Below are 19,424 nucleotides of genomic sequence, written 5' to 3'. Positions count from 1 at the left end.
CGCGGATGGCACGCGAAAGCAGAGACACGCGCGGTCCTCGGGATCGTGGCGACAAGCGCCCGAGCGAGCGGGATGCCGGTGAGGAGCTGATCGAGAAGCTCGTCCACATCAACCGCGTCGCGAAGGTGGTGAAGGGCGGCCGGCGCTTCGGCTTCGCCGCCCTGGTGGTCACCGGCGACGGCCGCGGCCGGGTCGGCTACGGCTCGGGCAAGGCCCGTGAGGTGCCGGAGGCGATCCGCAAGGCGACCGAGCAGGCCAAGCGCAGCATGATCCGCGTTCCGCTGCGCGAGGGCCGGACGCTGCATCACGACATCCTGGGTCACTTCGGCGCCGGCAAGGTCCAGCTCCGTAGCGCCACCCAGGGCACCGGCATCATCGCCGGCGGTCCGATGCGCGCGATCTTCGAGGCGCTGGGCGTCCAGGACGTCGTCGCCAAGTCGATCGGCACGTCGAACCCGCACAACATGATCAAGGCGACCTTCGAGGCGCTGCGGACGATCGAGGGCCCGCGGGCCGTCGCCGCCCGCCGCGGCAAGCGCGTCGCCGACATCATCGGCGCCCCGGGCAAGCGCGAGGGTGGCGTCGAGGTGGTGGAGGCCGCGAATGGCTGACAAGTCGACCGTGATCGTCACCCAGGTCGGCAGCCCGATCGGCCGCCGGCAGGATCAGCGCCAGACGCTGATCGGCCTCGGGCTGAACAAGCTGCATCGCACCCGCGAGCTGGAGGACACTCCGTCTGTCCGCGGGATGATCGAGAAGGTCAAGCACCTGGTGCGGGTCGAGCAGGCGGGCTGAGCCCCGTCTGTTCCTGAGGAGCAATCATGACGAAACTCAACGATCTCCGCGACAATGCGGGCGCGCGCAAGTCGCGCATCCGCGTCGGCCGCGGCATCGGCTCCGGCAAGGGCAAGACCGGCGGCCGTGGTGTGAAGGGACAGAAGAGCCGTACCGGCGTCGCCCTGAGGGGCTTCGAAGGCGGCCAGATGCCGATCTACATGCGGCTGCCGAAGCGGGGCTTCAACAACAAGAAGTTCCGGTCGAACTACGCCGTGGTCAATCTCGGCCGCCTGCAGAAGGCGATCGAGGCCGGCCGGGTCGACGCGGCCAAGCCGGTCGACGCCGAGGCGCTGATCGCCGGCGGCCTGGTCGCCAAGTCGCTGGACGGCATCCGCCTGCTGGCCAAGGGCGAGCTCACGGCCAAGGTCACCCTGCACGTCCACAGCGCCTCGGCGGCTGCGGTCGCGGCGGTGGAGAAGGCCGGCGGCTCGGTGGTCCAGACCAGCCCGGCTCCGGCCGAGGCTGTCGAGAATGACGCAGGGGCGTCGTCCCAGGCTTAACGCCGCCGTCCAACACGGGTAAAACAGGGGCGGGGACCGCGCATATTCGCAGTCCCCGCCCTTTTTCATTCGAGGCCTCGCAATGGCATCCGCTGCAGAACAGCTCGCTGCAAACCTGAACTTCGGTGCCTTCGCCAAGGCCACGGAGCTCCGCAAGCGCATCTGGTTCACCCTTGGCGCGCTGATCATCTACCGAATCGGCACCTATGTGCCGATTCCGGGCATCGATCCCCGCGTGCTGTCGGAGATCTTCGCCCAGCAGGGCGGCGGCCTCCTCGGCATCCTCAACATGTTTGCCGGCGGCGCGCTGGGTCGGATGACCATCTTCGCGCTGAACATCATGCCGTACATCTCGGCCTCCATCATCATCCAGCTCCTGACGGCGGTGTCGCCGACGCTCGAGGCGCTGAAGAAGGAGGGCGAGGCCGGGCGCAAGAAGATCAACCAGTACACCCGCTACTTCACCGTGGTCCTGGCCACGGCCCAGGCCTATGCGCTGGCGGTCGGGCTCGAGAGCGTGAGCGGCTCGATCGGCCCGGCGGTGGTGGATCCCGGCTGGTACTTCCGCTTCACCACGGTCGTGACCATCGTCGGCGGCACCATGTTCCTGATGTGGCTGGGCGAGCAGATCACCTCACGCGGCGTCGGCAACGGCATCTCGCTGATCATCTTCACCGGCATCGTCGCCTCGCTGCCGCACGCCCTGGTGCAGATGCTGGAGCTGGGCCGGACCGGCGCGATCTCGGCCTTCGTCATCCTGGTGCTGCTGGTGCTGTGCGTGGCGGTGATCTTCTTCATCGTCTACATGGAGCGGGCGCAGCGGCGACTCCTGGTGCAGTACCCGAAGCGACAGGTCGGCAACCGCATGTTCGGCGGCGAGAGCTCGCACCTGCCGCTCAAGCTCAACACCTCGGGCGTGATCCCGCCGATCTTCGCCTCGTCGCTGCTGCTGCTGCCGGCGACGCTGGTCGGCTTCGCCGGCAACCAGGCCGACGGCGCCGGCGGCTGGGTGTCCTGGATCGCGACGCAGCTGGCCCACGGCCAGCCGCTGTTCATGGCGCTCTATGCCGGGCTGATCATCTTCTTCTGCTTCTTCTACACCGCGATCGTCTTCAATCCGGAGGAGACGGCCGACAACCTGAAGAAGTATGGCGGCTTCATTCCCGGCATCCGCCCGGGCAAGTCGACCGCCGACTACATCGACTACGTGCTGACCCGGGTCACGGTGGTCGGCGCCGCCTATCTGACGGTGGTCTGCCTGCTGCCGGAGTTCCTGACGTCGCAATATGCGGTGCCGTTCTACTTCGGCGGCACCAGCCTGCTGATCGTGGTCACGGTCACCATGGACACCGTGGCCCAGGTCCATTCCCATCTCCTGGCCCATCAGTATGAAGGGCTGATCAAGAAATCGAAGCTGCGGGGGAGCCGTCGATGAATTTGATCCTGTTGGGCCCACCCGGGGCAGGGAAGGGGACGCAGGCGAAACGGCTGGAGGAGCGGTACGGGCTGAAGCAGCTCTCGACCGGCGACATGCTGCGGGCGGCGATCGCCGAGGGCACGCCGCTCGGCCGGCAGGTGAAGGAGATCCTGGATCGCGGCGATCTGGTGCCCGACGAGGTCATGCTCGACATGATCGCGGAGCGGATCGCCCAGCCCGACTGCGACCGCGGCTTCATCCTCGACGGCTTCCCGCGTACCGTGCGCCAGGCCGAGGGGCTGGACGACATGCTGGGCCGGCACAGCAAGGCGCTGGCCGTGGTGATCGAGATGAAGGTCGATGAGGCGGCTTTGTTCGCCCGTGTCGCCAACCGCGCCTCCCAATCCACCGAGAAGCGCTCCGACGACACCGAGGAGACGCTGCGCAAGCGCCTTGCGATCTATCGCGAGCAGACCGCGCCGATCATCCCCTACTATCGCGGCAAGGGGCTGTTGAAGGCGGTCGACGGCATGGCCGACATGGACACGGTCACCCGGCAGATCGAGGCCATCCTCGGCCTGCAATCGGCGGACGTCTCGGCCACCTGACCGGACCGGCCGTGAAGATCAGGGGCGGCCCTCGGGCCGCCTTTTTTTATGGGCGCAGATCGGCCGAGGCGGCTGCGACGATCCAGTCGCGGAAGGCGCGGATCTTGAGCCGGTGGCGCTGGTCCGCGGCGTAGACCAGCCAATAGCCCTTGGCGCGGTCGACCAGGAGCGGGAACGGCGCGACCAGCCGTCCGGTGGCCAGGTCCTCGGCGAAGAAGTCGGGCGTGACCAGGGCCGCTCCGAGCCCGCCGACCGCGGCCTGCGCCGAGGCTGCCTGGTTGTCGAAGCGCGGCGCCGGCTTTCGCAGTGCCGCCGGGGCCTCGACGCCGGCCGCCTCGAACCAGGCATCCCAGCTCATGCTCATGCCGATCAGCGGCAGCGACAGCACGTCCGCCGGTTGGCGCAGCCCGGCCGCGAGCCGGGGCGCCACCACGCAGGCGAGGCGGACCTCCAGCAGCCTGTGGGCGACGAAGCGCGGCGGAAAGCCGCTTGGCCCGGCGCGGATCTCGATATCGGCGGCGAGCTCGCCGTCGATGCTGTCGCCGAGCTCGGTGCTGGTGGCGAGCTTGACCGTAAGCTCCGGATGCGCGGCCTGGAAGGCGCCCAGCCGCGGCGCCAGCCAATGGGTGGTGAAGGTGGGCACCGACACGACCGTCAGGCTGCGGCCCGCCGCATCCACCTCGCTGCCGAGTACGGCGCGCAGCCGGCCGAAGGCGTCGACCACCTCGGCCGCCAGCCGCTCCCCAGCCTCGGTCAGGGCCAAGCTGCGGCCGCGGCGGGCGAACAGCGGCGCCCCCAGCCGCTCCTCCAGCCGCTTGACGTGGTAGCTGACGGCGGCCTGGGTCAGCCCCAGCTCCGCCGCCGCGCGGGTGAAGCTGACATGCCGCGCCGCGGCCTCGAAGGCGTGCAGGGCGGGCAAGGGCAGGCTGTCGGTCGGCATGGCCCAGTATAAGCCTGGCTTATGATCGGCGGCGAGGCCTTGCGTGGTTCGGTCGGAAGGGATGGCGCATCGTCCGTCCATCCTTTCCAGCCAGGACGCCCACGATGCCCGCCGACTCTCTCACCTTCCTCAACCCCGATACCATGCCGGCGCCGAACGGCTATTCCCAGGTGGTGCTGATCCCGGCCGGCGCCCGCCTGGTCCAGCTTGCCGGCCAGGTCGGCATCCGCCCCGACGGCTCGATCGCCGGACCGGACTTCGCCGGCCAGGCCGAGCAGGCCTTCGAGAACGTCAAGGCCGGCCTGGCGGCCGCCGGCAGCGGCTTCGAGCACGTCATCCGGCTCGGCATGTTCGTCACCGACTTCGCCGCCCAAGGCCCGACCCTGCGCGAGGTGCGCGACCGCTACGTCAACCGCGTGGCGCCACCGGCCAGCACCACCCTGCAGATCGCGCGCTTCTTCCGCGAAGGGCTGTTGTTCGAGCTCGACGTGCTCGCCGTGGTGCCGGGATGAGCGCGGCGCCGGCCGTCCTGCCGGCTCGGCGGCCGACGGCGCTGCGCCGCCTCGCCGGAAGGGCGCTGTCGTTCGCGTCGCTGCTGCGGCGCCGCCGCCCCGTGCTGCGGCCGGGCGACCTCTCCGAACATCTCCGGGCCGATCTGGGTCTCGAGAGATGGCGAGGCTGGCAAAGGCCCTCGGACCTCCCCCCAGGCCCCTTCTAAGGTCACCCGATCGCGATCACGATCTTGCCGACATGGCCGGCCGCCTCCAGGTGGCGGTAGGCGTCCTTGGCCTGCTCGAACGGGAAGACCCGGTCGATTACCGGGCGGATGCCGGCCTGCGCGATGTGCCGGTTCATCGCCTCGAACATCTGGCGCGAGCCGACATACAGGCCGCGCAGCGTCACCGACCGGCCGATCAGCGGCGTCGGCTCGAACGGGCTGCCGGCGGTCAGCACGCCGATCAGCTGGACGAAGCCGCCGATCCGGGTGGCGGCGATCGACTTCGGCACCGTGCCGGCGCCGCCGACCTCGATGACATGGTCGACGCCGCGCCCGCCGGTCAGCCGCAGCACCTCCTTCTCCCAGTCCGGATGGCGGCGGTAGTTGACCAGCTCGGCCGCGCCCAGCGCCTTCGCCTGCTCCAGCTTGGCGTCGCTGGAGGAGGTGGCGATCACCCGGGCTCCGGCGGCGCGGGCGAATTGCAGCGCCAGGATCGAGACGCCGCCGGTGCCCAGCACCAGCACGGTCTCGCCCGGCTGCAGCGGATGCTGGCCGCCATAGAGCGCGTTCCAGGCGGTGACCCCGGCGCAGGGCAGGGCCGCGCCCTCCTCGAAGCTCAGGTGGTCGGGCAGATGCACCAGCCCGTCCTGGTCGAAAACGCGGTGCTCGGCCAGCACGCCATGGGCGGCGCCGCCCAGCGCGCTGGCCGGATCGGCGGTGTCGATCTCGCCGCCGATCCAGCTCTGCATGAAGATGCCGGCGACGCGGTCGCCGACCTTGACCCGGGTCACGTCCGCGCCGACCGCCACCACCTCGCCGGCGCCGTCCGACAGCGGCACCAGGTCCGGCAGCGGCGCGCCGCGACCGTAGCGGTTGGTGGCGACCATCAGGTCGCGGTAATTCAGCGACGCCGCGCGCAGCCGGACCAGCGCCTGGCCTCGGCCGGGGACCGGGGTCTCGGTCTCGGCGAGGGTAAGGTCGTCGATGCTGCCGATGCGGGGGAAGCGGTACTGGCGCATGGCTCCAGGTCTCCGATGTGTCGGGATCGCCGCCGGATAGCGGCATGGGTGCCATGTTGCGGCTTGCAGGCCTTGGCGCAAGAAGGCAACATTTCTTGCCATAGGATACTCTTTTGCACCTATGGAGACGACAATGCCGCCACGAGATCAGGCCCGCCGGTCCTATGGCTGTGCGGTCGAGGTCACGCTCGCCGTCATGGGCGGCAAGTGGAAGCCGGTGATCCTGTACCAGCTGCTGGACGGGCCGCGGCGCTTCGGCGAGCTGCGCAAGCATTTCGGCGGCGTGTCGCAGCGCTCGCTGACGCTGCAGCTGCGCGAGCTGGAGACGGACGGGATCGTGCACCGGCAGGTCTTCGCCGAGGTGCCGCCGCGGGTGGAGTACTCGCTGACCGAATACGGCCGCACCCTGGCGCCGGTGCTCGACGCCATGAGGGCCTGGGGCCAGAGCTTCCGGGACCGGGTGGAGGGAACGGCCGAAGCCGCCTAGGGGAGGGCCGAGGCCCTCCCCGGGGCGCATCAGTACATATGCTGGCCGCCGTTGATCGACAGGGTCGAGCCGGTGATGAAGCCGCCCTCGTCATCGACCAGGAACAGCACGCCGCGGGCGATCTCCGACGCCTTGCCCAGGCGGCCGACCGGCACGCGCGCGACGATCTTCTCCAGCACGTTCGGCGGCACGGCGCGGACCATGTCGGTGTCGATGTAGCCCGGCGCGATGGCGTTGACGGTGACGCCCTTGCCGGCGCCTTCCTGCGCCAGCGCCTTGGTGAAGCCGTGGATGCCGGACTTCGCCGCGGCATAGTTCACCTGGCCGTACTGGCCGGCCTGGCCGTTGATCGAGCCGATGTTGACGATGCGGCCGAAGCTGCGGGCGCGCATGCCGTCGATGACGCAGCGGCACATGTTGAAGCAGGAGCCGAGATTGGTGTCGATCACGGCGTCCCAGGCCTGGCGGTCCATCTTGTGGATGGTGCCGTCGCGGGTGATGCCGGCATTGTTGACCAGCACCTCGACCGGCCCGAGCTCGCTCTCGATCCTGGCGATCGCGGCCTGGCACTGCTCGTAATCGGCGACGTCGAACTTGTAGACGCTGATGCCGTGCCGCTCGCTGAAGGCGCTGGCGGCCTCATCGTTGCCGGCATAGGTCGCGGCGACCTTGTAGCCCTTCTCCTTCAGGGCGAGCGAGATCGCCTCGCCGATGCCTCTCGTCCCGCCGGTCACAACCGCTACACGTGCCATGTGACGTCCTCCCAGGGTTGGATTTGAGGGCCGCCGGCCGCGACGAGAACTCGGCGGGCGGCCCGGGAAAATCGGCGGCTGCCGCTCTCAGCGTTCGACGCAGAGAGCGATGCCCATGCCGCCGCCGATGCACAGGGTGGCGAGGCCCTTCTTCGCGTCCCGCCGGCCCATCTCGTACAGCAGGGTGGTCAGGATCCGCGCGCCCGACGCGCCGATCGGGTGGCCGATGGCGATGGCGCCGCCATTGACGTTCACCCGGGCCGGGTCCCAGCCCATGTCCTTGTTCACGGCGCAGGCCTGGGCGGCGAAGGCCTCGTTGGCCTCGACCAGGTCCAGCTGCTCGGCGGTCCAGCCGGCCTTCTTCAGCGCCGCGCGGCTGGCCGGGATCGGGCCCGAGCCCATCACCGCCGGGTCGACGCCGGCCGTGGCCCAGGAGGCGATGCGGGCGAGGGGCGTGATGCCGCGACGCGCGGCCTCCTCCTCGCTCATCAGCACCAGCGCCGCGGCGCCGTCATTGAGACCGGAGGCGTTGCCGGCGGTGACCGTGCCCTCCTTGTCGAAGGCCGGGCGCAGCTTGGCCAGCACCTCGATCGTGGTGTCCGGCTTCAGGTACTCGTCGGCATCGATCACGACATCGCCCTTGCGGCCCTTGACCGTGACCGGCACGATCTCGTCCTTGAACCGGCCCTCGCGCTGCGCCGCACCCGCCTTCTGCTGCGACGCCAGGGCGAAGCGGTCCTGCTCGTCGCGGGTGATCTGCCATTGCCGGGCGACATTCTCCGCCGTGTTGCCCATGTGGTAGCCGTTGAAGGCGTCCCACAGCCCGTCGCGGATCATGGTGTCGACCATCTTGGCGTCGCCCATCTTGGTGCCGCTGCGCAGATGCAGAGCATGCGGCGACAGCGACATGCTCTCCTGCCCGCCGGCGACGACGATGCGGGCGTCGCCCAGGGCGATCGCCTGGCCGCCCAGCGCCACGGTGCGCAGGCCGGAGCCGCAGACCTGGTTGATGCCGTAGGCGGTGGCCGATTTCGGGATGCCGGCGCCGATCGCGGCTTGGCGCGCCGCGTTCTGGCCGGTGGCGGCGGTCAGCACCTGGCCCAGCACCACCTCGTCGACCTCGGCGGCGTCGACCTTGGCCCGACCCAGGGCCGCGGTGATCGCGGCGATGCCCAGCTCATGCGCCGGCACGGCGGCGAAGGCGCCGGCGAAGGCCCCGACCGGCGTGCGCGCGGCTGCGGCGATGACGACATTGGCCATGGAGGCGTTTCCTCATGCTGTCCGGCGCGGTCGGGCCGCACCGGTCGAATTGCGCTAGGATGACGATAGCCACGGCACTTCCGACTGCGCAACCGCCACGGAAATGCCGGACAAAGGGGGAGGGAAGCCGATGCGCAAGGCGAGGTTGCGGCTGGCGGTGCTGGCCACGCTGGTGGGAACGATGCCAGCGGCGGCGGCCGAGGATTGCGCCGCGATCGCCACGCGCGCGGCCGCGGCCTGGCGGGCGACGACGACGGTGTCCGGCCTGGCCGGGATCGACGCCGCCACCGCCGCCTGCGTCCAGAAGACGCTGGTCCGGGACCTCGCCCGCGACCTGGGGCAACCGGTCGGCTACAAGGTCGGGCTGACCGGCAAGGCGATGCAGGAGTGGCTGGGCGTCGACCATCCGGTGTCGGGCGTGCTGCTCGCCGGAATGCTGCGCAGGCCGCCCGGAGGATGGACGATCTATCCGCCGCTTTCGCCGGGAGCCGCGAAGAAGAAGGACGATGGCCCGATCTCGGCCAACTATGCGGCACGCCCCCTGGTCGAGGCCGACCTGATCGCCGTGATCGGCGACGCCGGCGTCAACCAAGCGAAGACGCCGGGCGAGGTGTTGGCGCATCTTTCAGCTCTGTACCCCTTCATCGAGCTGGCCGACCTCGCCCTGCCGCCGGACGAGAAGCCGAGCGCGGCCTCGATCGCCGCGGTCAATGTCGGCGCCCGCCTCGGCGTTCTGGGAGAGCCCATTCCGATCGAGCCCGGCTTCGCCGACAGGCTGGCGACGATGACGGTCTCGCTGACCGACGGCACCGGCAAGGTGCTGGCCGAGGCGCCGGGCGCCGCCATCCTCGGCCACCCGCTCAACGCGGTGATCTGGCTGGCGCAGGACCTCGCGGCACGGGGCGAGGCGCTGCAGCCGGGTCAGCTGGTCAGCCTCGGCTCGTTCGGCCCGCCGGTGCAGCCGGTGCCGGGCGGGACCGTGACGGCGCGTTACGACGGGCTTTCGGCCGCGCCGGTGTCGCTGTCGGTCGACTTCCGATAACGGCGGCCAGCCATTCCGCCAGCGGTCGCCAGACCTGGGCCTCGGCGCCGCCGGCCACCACCATGCCGATATGGCCGATCGACGGCTCGATCCGTTCGGCGCCGGGCATGCGCTCGGCCAAGGCCCGGGCGCTGGCCGGCGGCACGATGCGGTCGCGCGCCGGGATCAGGTGCAGGCTGGGCCGGCGGATCGCCTCCGGCCGCACCGGCGCGCCGTCGATCCGCCACAGGCCGCGGCCGGGCATGTTCTCGCCGTACCAGCCGGCCAGGCATTCCAGCGCCACCGGGCCGGGCAGCGGGATGCCGTCGTTCAGCCAGTCCTCCAGGGCGACGAAGCGCGCCGCTTCGGGTGAGCCGGGGTTCAGCCGGCCGAAGGCGCTGAACTTGCGCAAGGCGGTCAGCGGGTCGAGCATGGTGAACAGCGCCTGGATGCCGTCGCGCGGCAGCACGCCGAGCGCGGCGACGATCGGCAGGCTGGCCGCCGCCGCCATCCGGCCGATCTCGGCCTGGTGCGGCGCATCGGCATGGAAGTCCCAGGGCGCGGCCATGAAGGCGATGCCGGCGATGTCGTCCGGCCGCCGCGCCGCCAGCGCCGCCGCCAGCGTGCCGCCCATGCAGTAGCCCAGCAGCCCGACCGGCCCTTTCGCAGCCACGATGGCAGCATCCAGCGCCGGCTCCAGCCGCCGCAGGATCACGTCGGTCAGGGTGAAGTCGTGCTCGGCCGCGTCCGGCACGTCCCATTCCAGCAGCAGCGGCCGCAGGCCCTGCGCCGACAGGAAGCGCAGCAGGCTGCGCTCCGCCGTCAGGTCCAGCACATAGGCGCGGTTGACCATCGACGGCACCACCAGCAGCGGCAGCCCGTCGGCAGGACCATAATCCCGCAGCCGGGCCGACCCGTCCTGCCACAGCACCGGCGGCTCCGGCAGGTCGCGGCGATAGGGGTGGCGGGCGTAGCGCTCCAGCCCGGTCAGGAAGGCGGCGGCGCGCCGGGTCCCTTCCCGCGCCAGGGCCGCGCCGGCGGCGTCAGGCGCCAGGCTTGCGAGGCGTTCGGCGGCGCGGCGCAGCGGCTCCGGCCAGAGCGGCTTCAAGCCGGGCAACGCGCTCTTCGAGAGCGGCAATGCGGCGATCCCGCTCAGCCAGCTCGCCGCCGCCGCGGCCAGATGCAGCGGCAGCGGCCGCGGACCCAGGCGCGGCGTCATCGCCGACCCATCCGCCCAGCCCGGCCACGACCCGCGACACATGGCCAGGGTCCAGCAGGGCGGCCCAGCCGCGCAGCGTCTCGGGGTCGGTCAGGGTTGCGGTCCAATGCTCTTGCCAGAGATCGAGGAAACGGCGGGCCAGGTCGTCTGGGCTGCCGCCGTCGCCGGGCGGCGGGTCGTGGGGTGGTTTCGGCGCAGTCATCGGCGGCGATCATAGTCGGCCCCGCCGGGCCTGCCTATGCCCGGCGCGTGTTGCGATGCGAAAGGATCGTGACATGCCGGCCTGGTCGGACCAGTATAGCCACAAATCCGTCAAGGGCGGCCGTGTGCCCGCGGCCCCAAGAAGCGATAGGGACCCCCATGCCGACCAGTCAGGCCGCCCCTGGAACCGCCCCGTCGGCCGAGGAGCCGAAGAGCGCTCCCATCACCATCAAGAAATACGCCAACCGACGCCTCTACAACACGGCGACGTCGAGCTATGTGACGCTCGAGAACCTGGCCCAGATGGTCAAGGATGGGACGGAATTCCTGGTCTACGACGCGAAGTCTGGCGAGGACATCACCCGCTCGGTGCTGACCCAGATCATCGTCGAGGAAGAGGGCAAGGGCGGCCAGAACATGCTGCCGATCGGCTTCCTGCGGCAGCTGATCGCCCTGTATGGCGACAACCTGCAGTTCATGGTGCCGCGCTACCTCGAATCCTCGATGGAGGCCTTTGCCCGCAACCAGGACCAGATGCGCCAGTACTTCAAGGACGTCAGCGGGGTCTTCCCCTTCGGCGCCTTCGAGGAGATGGGCAAGCAGAACATGCAGCTGTTCGAGCGGGCGATGCAGATGTTCACGCCCTTCGCCGCCGGCAAGGGCGGCAAGCCGCCCGGCGCCGACCCGGGCGAGGCCGCGGCCGGTCCGGCGGCGCCGGCGGAGCAGGGATCGATCGACACGCTGCGGCAGAAGCTGGACGACCTGCAGCGCCAGGTCGAGGAGATCACCAAGCCGAAGGGGTGACCTGACCCGGCCGGCGCTCAGCCGTAAGCGATCAGCCGGCCGAGCGCGCCGGCGAGGAACCACAGCACGATCGACCCCGCCGCCTGGACCCGGCCGAGCAGCGGCGGGGTGTGGTCCCAGTCGGACAGCGACCGCTGCCACAGCCAGCGGAAGGCGAGCGCGTTGGCCAGCGCCGCCGCGATCACCAGGATCTTCAACTGGAACACGTCGGTCGCGGCCAGCGGCCCGGCATCGGCGGCGAACAGCGCCGCGCCGGTCGCGGCCATCAGCACCAGCCCGACCAGCGCGACCCGGGTCAGCAGGCGCGACACCACCAGGACCGGCAACCCGCGGCCGAAGCCGACGAGGCGGAGGTCGAGCAGCCCGATACCGCCGACCAGCAGCACCAGCCCGAGCAGATGCAGTAGGTTGGCCACCGGGTAGAGCCACAGCGAATCGCGCATCAGTGCGCCGAAGGGCGAGTGCTCGAGCAGCGCCGCGCTCTCGGCGAGGAGGCCGCTGCCGCTGGGGCCGTGCTCCATCGTTCAGCGCAGCTCGACGGTGCGGCCGTCGATCGTGATCCGCTCGGCCCGCATCTCGTCCGCGACCACCCGGCTGGGATAGCCGACCACGGTCACCGGCTTACCGACGGTCAGATCCTCGCGCGGCAGGCCGCGCCGGTCCATGCGCGACGGCGGCGACAGCACCACATGCCAGGTCTTGCCGTCCTGGGTCAGGGTGATCTGGCCATGCGGGTTCTGGTAGCTCGCGGTCTCGATCGGCCCCGAGAGCGTGAGCGCGGTGTTGGCGTCGTAGGAGCTCCAGCCGTGATGGGCCAGGGCGGTGGCGGGGACGAGCGCCGCCAGCAGGACGATCGGCACGCTGCGGGGCATTGGTTCCTCCGGGCGCTGATGGATCTCCGTATCAGGTTGGGTGCCGGGCTCGCGGTGCAATGTCCGGGACCGAAAAAAAAGCCCCGCCGAAGCGGGGCTCTGTCGAAGCGCGCGAAGAGGCCGGGCTCAGCTCTCTTCGCTGGACACCAGCTGGATGTAGTTCTGCAGGCCCATCTGGGCGATCAGGTACTGCTGCGATTCGAGCCAGTCGATGTGCTCCTCGGTGTCGTCGAGGATCTTCAGCAGGATGTCCTTGGAGACGAAGTCGCGCACCGATTCGCAATGCGCCATCGCCTCCTTCACCGTCTTCTGGTTGAAGGTCTCGAGGCCGAGGTCGGATTCCAGCATCTCCGGCACGGTCTCGCCGATCCCGAGCTTGCCGAGATCCTGCAGGTTCGGCAGGCCTTCCAGTACCAGGATGCGCTCGATCAGAAGATCGGCGTGCTTCATCTCGCCGATCGATTCCTCATACACCTTCTTGGCCAGGCGCTTGACGTCCCAGTTCTTGAGCATCCGCGCATGCAGGAAATACTGGTTGATCGCGGTCAACTCGTTCTTCAGCACCGCGTTCAGGTGGGTGAGAACCTTCTTGTCGCCCTGCATCGTCGCCTCGGCCGGTGTTCGTCAATTCGAGGAGCGCACCTTAGAACGATTACAGGAATCCGTAAAGTTTTACTTTCTGTGATTGAGAAACAGTCGCAGCTTTATTGCAAATCATTCTTGATCTCTGCTGGTGAGGCGGCGCCAAGCGCCAGCAGCACCAGGCTTTCCGCCGTCAGTGGATAGGCCGCCGCCTCCAGCCGCGGCACGCTCGGGGTCCGCGCCGTGTCGAGCCAGGGATGCCAGGTTCCGAGGGGCGGCAGGGCGAACTCCATCCCCTCCAGCCCGGGATTGAGCAGCAGCAGCAGCGGCGGCGCGCTCGGTTCGCTCAGCAGCACGCCGAGAGCGGTGCCGGCCGGGTCGTCCCAATCGGCCGGGGCCATGGCCTGGCCGTCCGGCCGCAGCCAGGCGATGTCGGGCAGGTCGTCCCGCCCGCTCGGAGCGCCGTGCAGGAAGCGCGGCTGGCGCAGGGCCGGGTGGACCCGGCGCAGCGCCACGACCCGCGCGGTGAAATCGAGGAAGCCGGGGTCGGCGGCGGCCCAGTCCAGCCAGGTCAGCGGCCCATCCTGGCAATAGGCGTTGTTGTTGCCCTGCTGGCTGTGGCCCAGCTCGTCGCCGCCCAGCAGCATCGGCACGCCCTGGCTGAACAGCAGCGTCGCCAGCAGGTTGCGCCGCCGCCGCACCCGCCGCGCCAGGATCGCCGGATCGTCGGTCGGCCCCTCGACGCCGAGATTGTCGGAATGGTTGTCGCCGGTGCCGTCGCGGTTGCCCTCGCCGTTCGCCTCGTTGTGCTTCTGCGCATAGGAGACGAGATCGGCCAGGGTGAAGCCGTCATGGGCGGTGACGAAGTTGACGCTGGCCCGAGCACCGCGGCCGTCATGGTCGAACAGGTCGGCGGAGGCGGACAGGCGCCGCGCCAGCTCCGGCCGCGACCCGGGATCGCCGCGCCAGCTGCGGCGGATGCCGTCGCGGTAATGGTCGTTCCACTCCGACCAGCCCGCCGGGAAGCCGCCGACGCGCCAACCGCCCGGCCCGATGTCCCAGGGCTCGGCGATCAGCTTGCACGGTGCCAGTATCGGGTCCTGCGCCACGGCCTGCAGGAACGGCGCGGCGGGGGTGAAGTCGCACTCCACCCGGGCCAGGGTGGTGGCCAGGTCGAAGCGGAAGCCGTCGACATGCGCCGCCTCGACCCACCAGCGCAGGCTGTCCATCACCATCTGCAGCACCCGCGGATGGCCGAGGTCCAGCGCATTGCCGGTGCCGGTCGGGTTGAACGGCTCGCGCCGGTCATGCGGCGTGTGCTGGTAGTAGGACAGGTTGTCGATGCCGCGGAAGTTCAGGGTCGGGCCGAAGACGTCGCTCTCCGCCGTGTGGTTGTAGACGACATCGAGGATCACCTCGATGCCGGCCCGGTGCAGCGCCTTGACCGCATTGCGCAGCGCCTCCAGCGGGGGCAGGGCACCGGCATAGGCCGGATGCACGGTGAAGAAGGCGGTGGTGTTGTAGCCCCAGTAGTTCTTCAGGCCGCGCTCGACCAGCGCCCGCTCGTCGAGGAAGGCATGGACCGGCATCAGCTCGACCGCGGTGACGCCGAGCCGGCGGAGGTGGTCGACCATCACCGGATGGGCCAGGCCGCCCAGCGTGCCGCGCAGCGGCTCCGGCACGCCCGGGTGGCGCATGGTCAGGCCGCGGACATGGGCCTCATAGATCACCGTGTCGGACCAGGGCGTGCGCGGCGCCTCGTCGCCCTCCCAGTCATGGGCCGGGTCGATCACCACCGATTTCGGCACGAAGGCGGCGCTGTCGCGCGGGTCGAAGGACAGGTCGGCGGCCGGGTCGCCGCGGGTGTAGCCATGCACCGAATCGTCCCAATGGAAGCCGCCGGCAAGACCGCGGGCATAGGGGTCCAGCAGCAGCTTGTTCGGGTTGAAGCGGTGGCCGTCGAGGGGCGCGTAGGGGCCGTGGACGCGGAAGCCGTAGACCGTGCCGGCCCCGGCGCCGGGCAGGAAGCCGTGCCAGACCTGGTCGGTGCGGGCCGTCAGGTCCCGGCGCGCGACCTCCTGCCGGCCCTCGGCATCGAACAGGCACAGCTCGACCCGCTCGGCATGGGCGGAGAACAGGGCGAAGTTCACACCGTCCTCGGTCAGCGTGGCGCCCAGCGGCCACGGGCGGCCGGCCGGAATCCGATCGGGCAGCGGCATTGCGGGGTTCCTTCGATCCTGTCCCGCGGGCAGGATGGGGCCCGCGGGCGGCGGCCGTCCACCGGCCATCGCGCCGCCGCGACCACCGACACGTTTTCACCAAGTTTCGCCGCTAGGCGTTGCCCAGCCGACCTGCCGAAAGGACCGACCGCGTGACGACCCTCGCCGATCCCGATCACAGCCCGGCCGGGCCGGTCGATCCGCATCCCGTTCCCCCGCGTGACGGGGAAGGGCCGCGAATCGCCGTCATCGCCGCGATCATCGTCGCCTTCGTCGCCCTGGTGGTCGCGATCTATCTCGGCGTCGAGAGCCGCAGCGCCGGCCAGTCGCGCGACGGGCTGCAGGCCAGGCTGGAAACGGCGGAGCAGGAGCTGGCGGCGCTGAAGCGGGCCGGCGCCGACCGCGACGCGCTGAAGGCCGAATCGGAGAAGCTGCAGGGCCTGCTGCAGCAGGGCCGGTCCGCTCTGGCCGAGGCCACCCAGCGCCGCGACCAGGCGGCACAGCAGGCCGATGCGGCCGCGGCGCGGGTCCAGGCGACGCAGGACCAGGCGAAGGCCGCCGATTCGCAGCTCGCCGGCAAGCAGGGCGAGATCGCCGACGCCAATGGCCGGCTGGAGCAGCTGCGCGCGCAGGAGGCGGCGCAGCGCGACAGCTACGGCCGGTTGAACGCCGATTCCGCAGCGGTGAACGGCCAGCTGGCGCAGGCGACCGAGCAACTGGGCAAGACCCAGGGCGACCTGGCCACGGCCCGCCAGCAGCTCGCCGACCTGCAGGCCCAGATCGCCCGCACCGCCGAGGAGCTGAAGCGCCAGCCCGAGGCGCCGAACCCGTAGCGGCAGGGCGACAGTTCGGTCCGGACGTCGTAGGCTGGGTTCGCGTCTGCGAACCCAGCGTGCGGCTCAGACTTCCGGAGGATGCCATGGTCACGGCCCGCGTGTTCCGGTCCGGCAATGGCCAGGCCGTCCAACTGCCGAAGCAATTCCGCTTCGAGGGGCGGGACGTCGAGGTTTTCCGGCGTGGCGACGAGATCGTGCTGCGCGAGAAGCGGCGCGGCATGGCTCGCGCCTTCGAGTTGTTGGCCGAGCTTCCGATCGGCATCGAAGGTCGCAACGACCTGCCCCCGCAGGAGAGGAAATCGTAGATCGAGTTCGCGGCCGCGAACCCAAAGTATCTCGGACTATTGGAGTTTCAGCCGGTCGACGACATATCCGTCGATAACCACCGAGATGTCGAATGGAATGTCGAGGGCGACAAACGGCTTGAGCGCATCCGGCGCCACCTCGAAGCCGGCGCCGCCGTGATTCGAGCGGTAACCGCAGAAGATGTCGATTCGGGCGCGCGCCTTGAGGTCGCGGAGGTAGGCGATATGCGGCGCGATCACCTGCCACAGGGCACGGAGATGCTCCGAAAGGTCGCATTCCTCCGGTACGGGCGGCTGGAAATGCCATGCCGCATCTTTCGCTGGGGCTGATCCGGGACGACGGCGATCGCCGCGTTTGCGCCGCATCGTCGGCTGGACCCCGAGTGTCCGCGTGATCTCGTCATGCGGCAGATCATCCGCAACGATGCGCAGGCAAGCCGTGAAGGCCTGGTAGATCGGCTCGTCATCGGCTTCCGGCACTTCTGTGCTCCTGCCCCGAGGCGTGGGCCTTGGCGGCTTCACCCCGCCCATTCGAACAGCACGGTCGCCAACGGCGGCAGGGTCAGCAGCATCGAGCAGGGGCGGCCGTGCCAGGGCGAGGCCTCGGCCTCGACCCCGCCGAAATTGCCCATGCCGGAGCCGCCATAGACCGCCGCGTCGGTGTTCAGCCGCTCGACCCAGCGGCCGCCATGGGGCACGCCGATGCGATAGCCCTGGCGCGGCACCGGGGTGAAGTTCGACACCGCCAGCACCGGCCGGTCGGCCTCGTCGCCGCGGCGCAGCCAGACCAGGATCGAATCGGCGCTGTTGCTGGCGTCGACCCAGTCGAAGCCCTGCGGCTCGCAATCATGCACATGCAGTGCCGGCAGCTCGCGGTACAGCCGGTTCAGGTCGCCGATCAGCCGCTGCACCCCGGCGTGGCGCTCGGCCTCCAGCAGGTGCCAGTCCAGGCTGCGGTCGTGGTTCCATTCGTTGCGCTGGGCAAACTCGCCGCCCATGAACAGCAGCTTCTTGCCCGGATGGGCCCACATGAAGCCGTAATAGGCCCGTAGATTGGCGAATTGCTGCCAGTCGTCGCCCGGCATCTTGCCCAGCAGCGACCCCTTGCCGTGCACCACCTCGTCATGGCTCAGCGGCAGCACGAAGTTCTCGCTGAAGGCGTAGAGCAGGCCGAAGGTCAGGTCGGAATGGTGCCAGTGGCGGTGCACCGGATCCTTCTGCATGTAGCGCAGGGTGTCGTTCATCCACCCCATGTTCCACTTGTAGCCGAAGCCGAGCCCGCCGAGATGGGCCGGGCGCGACACCGCCGGCCAGGCGGTCGATTCCTCGGCCAGGGTGGTCACGCCCTCGTGCCGGCCGAACACCTCGACATTGGTCTGGCGCAGGAAGTCCACCGCGTCCAGGTTCTCGCGGCCGCCGAAGCGGTTCGGCACCCATTCCCCGGCCTTGCGGCTGTAGTCGAGGTAGAGCATCGAGGCCACGGCATCGACCCGCAGCCCGTCGACATGGAAGCGGTCGAGCCAGAACAGGGCGTTGCCGAGCAGGAAGTTGCGCACCTCGGCCCGGCCGTAATTGTAGATCAGCGTGCCCCAGTCCTGGTGCATGCCCTGGCGCGGATCGGCGTGCTCGTAGAGCGCGGTGCCGTCGAACCTAGCCAGGCCGTGCTCGTCGGTCGGGAAATGCCCGGGCACCCAGTCCAGGATCAGCCCCAGCCCGGCGCGGTGGCAGCGGTCGACGAAGGCGGCGAAATCCTCCGGCGGGCCGAAGCGGCTGGTCGGGGCGTAGAGGCCGATCGGCTGATAGCCCCAGGACCCGTCGAACGGATATTCGCTGATCGGCAGCAGCTCGATATGGGTGAAGCCGAGTCCGGCGGCGTAGGGGATCAGCTGGTCGCCCAGCTCACGCCAGGACAGCGGCCGGCCGCCTTCCTCCGGCACCCGGCGCCAGGATCCCGGATGGACCTCGTAGATGCTGATCGGGGCACCGCGCCGTTGCGCCGCCGCGCGGCCGGCCAGCCACTCGGCGTCGTCCCAGCTGGGGTCGGGCAGGCCGTGCACGATCGAGGCGGTCTTCGGCGGATGCTCGGCCCGGAAGGCGAAGGGGTCGGTCTTCAGCGGCAGCAGGTCGCCGTTCGGGCCGCGGATCTCGAACTTGTAGGCCGCGCCGGGGCCGACGCCGGGCAGGAAGATCTCCCACACGCCGATGCCGGGATGCAGCCGCATCGGGTGCAGCCGCCCGTCCCACCTGTTGAACTCGCCGACCACGGCGACGCGGCGGGCGTTCGGCGCCCACACGGCGAACACCGTGCCGTCCACCCCGTCCAGCGTCCGCGGATGGGCGCCGAGGCGCTGGTACAGCTCGAGATGCGTGCCCTCGCCGAGCAGATGCAGGTCGATCTCGCCGAAGCTGGATGGGAAGCGGTAGGGGTCCTCGATCTCCCACACCCCGCCGGCCGTACCGTAGTCGATGCGCAGCCGGTAGTGCTGTGGGAAGGGGCGGTCGATGCGGCCGTCGAACACGCCGTCGGGGTGGCGCCGGTCCAGCCGGGCCAGCACCGCGCCGCTGTCCGGGTCGATCGCCTCGACCGCCGCGGCGTCGGGCCGGAAGCAGCGCAGCACCGTGCCGTCGCCGGCGGGATGGGGGCCGAGCACGCCGAACGGGTCGCGGTGGTCGGACGCGATCAGCGCCGCGATGTCGGCCGGGTCGGTCAACCTGTTCCGGGCGTCCGTCGCGGCCGACGGGCGGGGATCGGTTCGCGTCATCGGCATCTCCATCCTCCCGTGATCTTGACTGGTTCCTGCCGGAAACAACAAGGGCGGATCCGGGA

The 19,424-nt window shown here is 70.2% G+C and carries 22 protein-coding genes; 11 read left to right on the top strand and 11 right to left on the bottom strand.

Features of this window, described 5'->3' with window-relative positions; translation table 11 throughout:
- Positions 1 to 5 precede the first annotated feature (5 nt).
- The 5 genes from rpsE to ACTOWL_RS21890 all read left to right on the top strand — a co-directional run bounded on the left by rpsE (position 6) and on the right by ACTOWL_RS21890 (position 3,362).
- Positions 6 to 611 carry a 30S ribosomal protein S5 gene (rpsE, locus tag ACTOWL_RS21910; RefSeq protein WP_441323405.1) on the top strand — a complete coding sequence of 202 codons (606 nt, stop codon included), beginning with the start codon at positions 6 to 8 and terminating at the stop codon, positions 609 to 611.
- Positions 604 to 795, top strand: a complete 192-nt coding sequence (gene rpmD, locus ACTOWL_RS21905; protein WP_441323404.1) for a 50S ribosomal protein L30 — start codon at positions 604 to 606, stop codon at positions 793 to 795. The genes rpsE and rpmD overlap by 8 nt, the downstream gene beginning before the upstream one ends.
- 26 nt (positions 796 to 821) lie before the next feature.
- Positions 822 to 1,337, top strand: coding sequence for a 50S ribosomal protein L15 (gene rplO / locus ACTOWL_RS21900; RefSeq protein WP_441323403.1), 516 nt, complete (start codon positions 822 to 824; stop codon positions 1,335 to 1,337).
- Positions 1,338 to 1,419: 82 nt separating this feature from the next.
- Positions 1,420 to 2,772 carry a preprotein translocase subunit SecY gene (gene secY / locus ACTOWL_RS21895; RefSeq protein ID WP_441323402.1) on the top strand — a complete coding sequence of 451 codons (1,353 nt, stop codon included), beginning with the start codon at positions 1,420 to 1,422 and terminating at the stop codon, positions 2,770 to 2,772.
- Complete coding sequence (locus ACTOWL_RS21890; RefSeq protein WP_441323401.1) at positions 2,769 to 3,362, top strand: adenylate kinase; 594 nt, start codon at positions 2,769 to 2,771, stop codon at positions 3,360 to 3,362. The genes secY and ACTOWL_RS21890 overlap by 4 nt, the downstream gene beginning before the upstream one ends.
- Before the next feature lie 46 nt (positions 3,363 to 3,408).
- On the opposite strand, the gene ACTOWL_RS21885 is transcribed toward ACTOWL_RS21890, so the two are convergent.
- Entirely contained in the window at positions 3,409 to 4,302 is an 894-nt protein-coding gene (locus ACTOWL_RS21885; protein ID WP_441323400.1) for a LysR substrate-binding domain-containing protein, read from the bottom strand.
- Positions 4,303 to 4,406: 104 nt separating this feature from the next.
- Between ACTOWL_RS21885 and ACTOWL_RS21880 the strand changes: the two genes are divergently transcribed.
- Positions 4,407 to 4,814, top strand: a complete 408-nt coding sequence (locus ACTOWL_RS21880; RefSeq protein WP_441323399.1) for a RidA family protein — start codon at positions 4,407 to 4,409, stop codon at positions 4,812 to 4,814.
- Positions 4,815 to 5,022: 208 nt separating this feature from the next.
- Here the strand turns inward: ACTOWL_RS21880 and ACTOWL_RS21875 are convergent, their stop codons facing one another.
- Positions 5,023 to 6,039: a zinc-dependent alcohol dehydrogenase family protein gene (locus ACTOWL_RS21875; protein ID WP_441323398.1), complete on the bottom strand. Its 1,017-nt coding sequence runs from the start codon at positions 6,037 to 6,039 to the stop codon at positions 5,023 to 5,025.
- 133 nt (positions 6,040 to 6,172) lie between these two features.
- Between ACTOWL_RS21875 and ACTOWL_RS21870 the strand changes: the two genes are divergently transcribed.
- Positions 6,173 to 6,526 (top strand): winged helix-turn-helix transcriptional regulator, encoded by a 354-nt coding sequence (locus ACTOWL_RS21870; protein WP_441323397.1) that lies wholly within the window; start codon positions 6,173 to 6,175, stop codon positions 6,524 to 6,526.
- A 29-nt stretch (positions 6,527 to 6,555) separates the two neighbouring features.
- On the opposite strand, the gene phbB is transcribed toward ACTOWL_RS21870, so the two are convergent.
- Positions 6,556 to 7,278 carry an acetoacetyl-CoA reductase gene (gene phbB, locus ACTOWL_RS21865; RefSeq protein ID WP_441323396.1) on the bottom strand — a complete coding sequence of 241 codons (723 nt, stop codon included), beginning with the start codon at positions 7,276 to 7,278 and terminating at the stop codon, positions 6,556 to 6,558.
- Between the two features lie 87 nt (positions 7,279 to 7,365).
- On the bottom strand, positions 7,366 to 8,538 hold the full coding sequence (locus tag ACTOWL_RS21860) for an acetyl-CoA C-acetyltransferase (RefSeq protein ID WP_441323395.1): 1,173 nt from the start codon (positions 8,536 to 8,538) through the stop codon (positions 7,366 to 7,368).
- Positions 8,539 to 8,668: 130 nt separating this feature from the next.
- On the opposite strand from ACTOWL_RS21860, the gene ACTOWL_RS21855 reads away from it, so the two are divergent.
- Complete coding sequence (locus tag ACTOWL_RS21855; RefSeq protein WP_441323394.1) at positions 8,669 to 9,580, top strand: 2-keto-4-pentenoate hydratase; 912 nt, start codon at positions 8,669 to 8,671, stop codon at positions 9,578 to 9,580.
- Here the strand turns inward: ACTOWL_RS21855 and ACTOWL_RS21850 are convergent.
- Positions 9,468 to 10,778 (bottom strand): alpha/beta fold hydrolase, encoded by a 1,311-nt coding sequence (locus ACTOWL_RS21850; protein WP_441323393.1) that lies wholly within the window; start codon positions 10,776 to 10,778, stop codon positions 9,468 to 9,470. The genes ACTOWL_RS21855 and ACTOWL_RS21850 overlap by 113 nt on opposite strands.
- 360 nt (positions 10,779 to 11,138) lie before the next feature.
- On the opposite strand from ACTOWL_RS21850, the gene phaR reads away from it, so the two are divergent.
- Positions 11,139 to 11,783: a polyhydroxyalkanoate synthesis repressor PhaR gene (gene phaR / locus ACTOWL_RS21845; protein ID WP_441323392.1), complete on the top strand. Its 645-nt coding sequence runs from the start codon at positions 11,139 to 11,141 to the stop codon at positions 11,781 to 11,783.
- Between the two features lie 17 nt (positions 11,784 to 11,800).
- Here the strand turns inward: phaR and ACTOWL_RS21840 are convergent, their stop codons facing one another.
- From ACTOWL_RS21840 to glgX, 4 genes are all read right to left on the bottom strand, one after another.
- The gene (locus ACTOWL_RS21840) at positions 11,801 to 12,304 is read right to left on the bottom strand and encodes a hypothetical protein (protein WP_441323391.1); all 504 of its coding nucleotides are present in this window, start codon (positions 12,302 to 12,304) and stop codon (positions 11,801 to 11,803) included.
- A gap of 3 nt (positions 12,305 to 12,307) precedes the next feature.
- Complete coding sequence (locus ACTOWL_RS21835; protein WP_441323390.1) at positions 12,308 to 12,655, bottom strand: DUF6152 family protein; 348 nt, start codon at positions 12,653 to 12,655, stop codon at positions 12,308 to 12,310.
- A gap of 126 nt (positions 12,656 to 12,781) precedes the next feature.
- Complete coding sequence (bfr, locus tag ACTOWL_RS21830; RefSeq protein ID WP_441323389.1) at positions 12,782 to 13,258, bottom strand: bacterioferritin; 477 nt, start codon at positions 13,256 to 13,258, stop codon at positions 12,782 to 12,784.
- A 101-nt stretch (positions 13,259 to 13,359) separates the two neighbouring features.
- Complete coding sequence (glgX, locus tag ACTOWL_RS21825) at positions 13,360 to 15,456, bottom strand: glycogen debranching protein GlgX (protein ID WP_441323388.1); 2,097 nt, start codon at positions 15,454 to 15,456, stop codon at positions 13,360 to 13,362.
- A gap of 152 nt (positions 15,457 to 15,608) precedes the next feature.
- On the opposite strand from glgX, the gene ACTOWL_RS21820 reads away from it, so the two are divergent.
- Positions 15,609 to 16,289, top strand: coding sequence for a hypothetical protein (locus tag ACTOWL_RS21820; RefSeq protein WP_441323387.1), 681 nt, complete (start codon positions 15,609 to 15,611; stop codon positions 16,287 to 16,289).
- An 86-nt stretch (positions 16,290 to 16,375) separates the two neighbouring features.
- Positions 16,376 to 16,597: an antitoxin gene (locus ACTOWL_RS21815; RefSeq protein WP_441323386.1), complete on the top strand. Its 222-nt coding sequence runs from the start codon at positions 16,376 to 16,378 to the stop codon at positions 16,595 to 16,597.
- A 36-nt stretch (positions 16,598 to 16,633) separates the two neighbouring features.
- Here ACTOWL_RS21815 and ACTOWL_RS21810 read toward each other — a convergent pair whose 3' ends face one another.
- Entirely contained in the window at positions 16,634 to 17,077 is a 444-nt protein-coding gene (locus ACTOWL_RS21810) for a DUF4279 domain-containing protein (RefSeq protein ID WP_441323385.1), read from the bottom strand.
- 38 nt (positions 17,078 to 17,115) lie between these two features.
- Positions 17,116 to 19,365: a 1,4-alpha-glucan branching protein GlgB gene (glgB, locus tag ACTOWL_RS21805; RefSeq protein ID WP_441323384.1), complete on the bottom strand. Its 2,250-nt coding sequence runs from the start codon at positions 19,363 to 19,365 to the stop codon at positions 17,116 to 17,118.
- Between the last annotated feature and the right edge of the window lie 59 nt (positions 19,366 to 19,424).

The sequence above is a fragment of the Inquilinus sp. CA228 genome, from assembly GCF_052078665.1.
Lineage (GTDB): Bacteria > Pseudomonadota > Alphaproteobacteria > DSM-16000 > Inquilinaceae > Inquilinus.
This window is presented reverse-complemented; position numbering and strand designations above follow the sequence as displayed.

What these genes read in the sequence shown, in the direction of transcription:
- ACTOWL_RS21855 (WP_441323394.1), top strand. Translation starts at nt 8,669, where the DNA reads ATGCGCAAGGCGAGGTTGCGGCTGGCGGTGCTGGCCACGCTGGTGGGA.
- secY (WP_441323402.1), top strand. Translation starts at nt 1,420, where the DNA reads ATGGCATCCGCTGCAGAACAGCTCGCTGCAAACCTGAACTTCGGTGCC.
- glgB (WP_441323384.1), bottom strand. Translation starts at nt 19,365, where the DNA reads ATGCCGATGACGCGAACCGATCCCCGCCCGTCGGCCGCGACGGACGCC.
- rplO (WP_441323403.1), top strand. Translation starts at nt 822, where the DNA reads ATGACGAAACTCAACGATCTCCGCGACAATGCGGGCGCGCGCAAGTCG.
- ACTOWL_RS21815 (WP_441323386.1), top strand. Translation starts at nt 16,376, where the DNA reads ATGGTCACGGCCCGCGTGTTCCGGTCCGGCAATGGCCAGGCCGTCCAA.
- ACTOWL_RS21870 (WP_441323397.1), top strand. Translation starts at nt 6,173, where the DNA reads ATGCCGCCACGAGATCAGGCCCGCCGGTCCTATGGCTGTGCGGTCGAG.
- ACTOWL_RS21840 (WP_441323391.1), bottom strand. Translation starts at nt 12,304, where the DNA reads ATGGAGCACGGCCCCAGCGGCAGCGGCCTCCTCGCCGAGAGCGCGGCG.
- ACTOWL_RS21835 (WP_441323390.1), bottom strand. Translation starts at nt 12,655, where the DNA reads ATGCCCCGCAGCGTGCCGATCGTCCTGCTGGCGGCGCTCGTCCCCGCC.
- ACTOWL_RS21885 (WP_441323400.1), bottom strand. Translation starts at nt 4,302, where the DNA reads ATGCCGACCGACAGCCTGCCCTTGCCCGCCCTGCACGCCTTCGAGGCC.
- ACTOWL_RS21875 (WP_441323398.1), bottom strand. Translation starts at nt 6,039, where the DNA reads ATGCGCCAGTACCGCTTCCCCCGCATCGGCAGCATCGACGACCTTACC.
- ACTOWL_RS21890 (WP_441323401.1), top strand. Translation starts at nt 2,769, where the DNA reads ATGAATTTGATCCTGTTGGGCCCACCCGGGGCAGGGAAGGGGACGCAG.
- bfr (WP_441323389.1), bottom strand. Translation starts at nt 13,258, where the DNA reads ATGCAGGGCGACAAGAAGGTTCTCACCCACCTGAACGCGGTGCTGAAG.
- rpmD (WP_441323404.1), top strand. Translation starts at nt 604, where the DNA reads ATGGCTGACAAGTCGACCGTGATCGTCACCCAGGTCGGCAGCCCGATC.
- ACTOWL_RS21880 (WP_441323399.1), top strand. Translation starts at nt 4,407, where the DNA reads ATGCCCGCCGACTCTCTCACCTTCCTCAACCCCGATACCATGCCGGCG.
- glgX (WP_441323388.1), bottom strand. Translation starts at nt 15,456, where the DNA reads ATGCCGCTGCCCGATCGGATTCCGGCCGGCCGCCCGTGGCCGCTGGGC.
- rpsE (WP_441323405.1), top strand. Translation starts at nt 6, where the DNA reads ATGGCACGCGAAAGCAGAGACACGCGCGGTCCTCGGGATCGTGGCGAC.
- ACTOWL_RS21850 (WP_441323393.1), bottom strand. Translation starts at nt 10,778, where the DNA reads ATGACGCCGCGCCTGGGTCCGCGGCCGCTGCCGCTGCATCTGGCCGCG.
- phbB (WP_441323396.1), bottom strand. Translation starts at nt 7,278, where the DNA reads ATGGCACGTGTAGCGGTTGTGACCGGCGGGACGAGAGGCATCGGCGAG.
- phaR (WP_441323392.1), top strand. Translation starts at nt 11,139, where the DNA reads ATGCCGACCAGTCAGGCCGCCCCTGGAACCGCCCCGTCGGCCGAGGAG.
- ACTOWL_RS21860 (WP_441323395.1), bottom strand. Translation starts at nt 8,538, where the DNA reads ATGGCCAATGTCGTCATCGCCGCAGCCGCGCGCACGCCGGTCGGGGCC.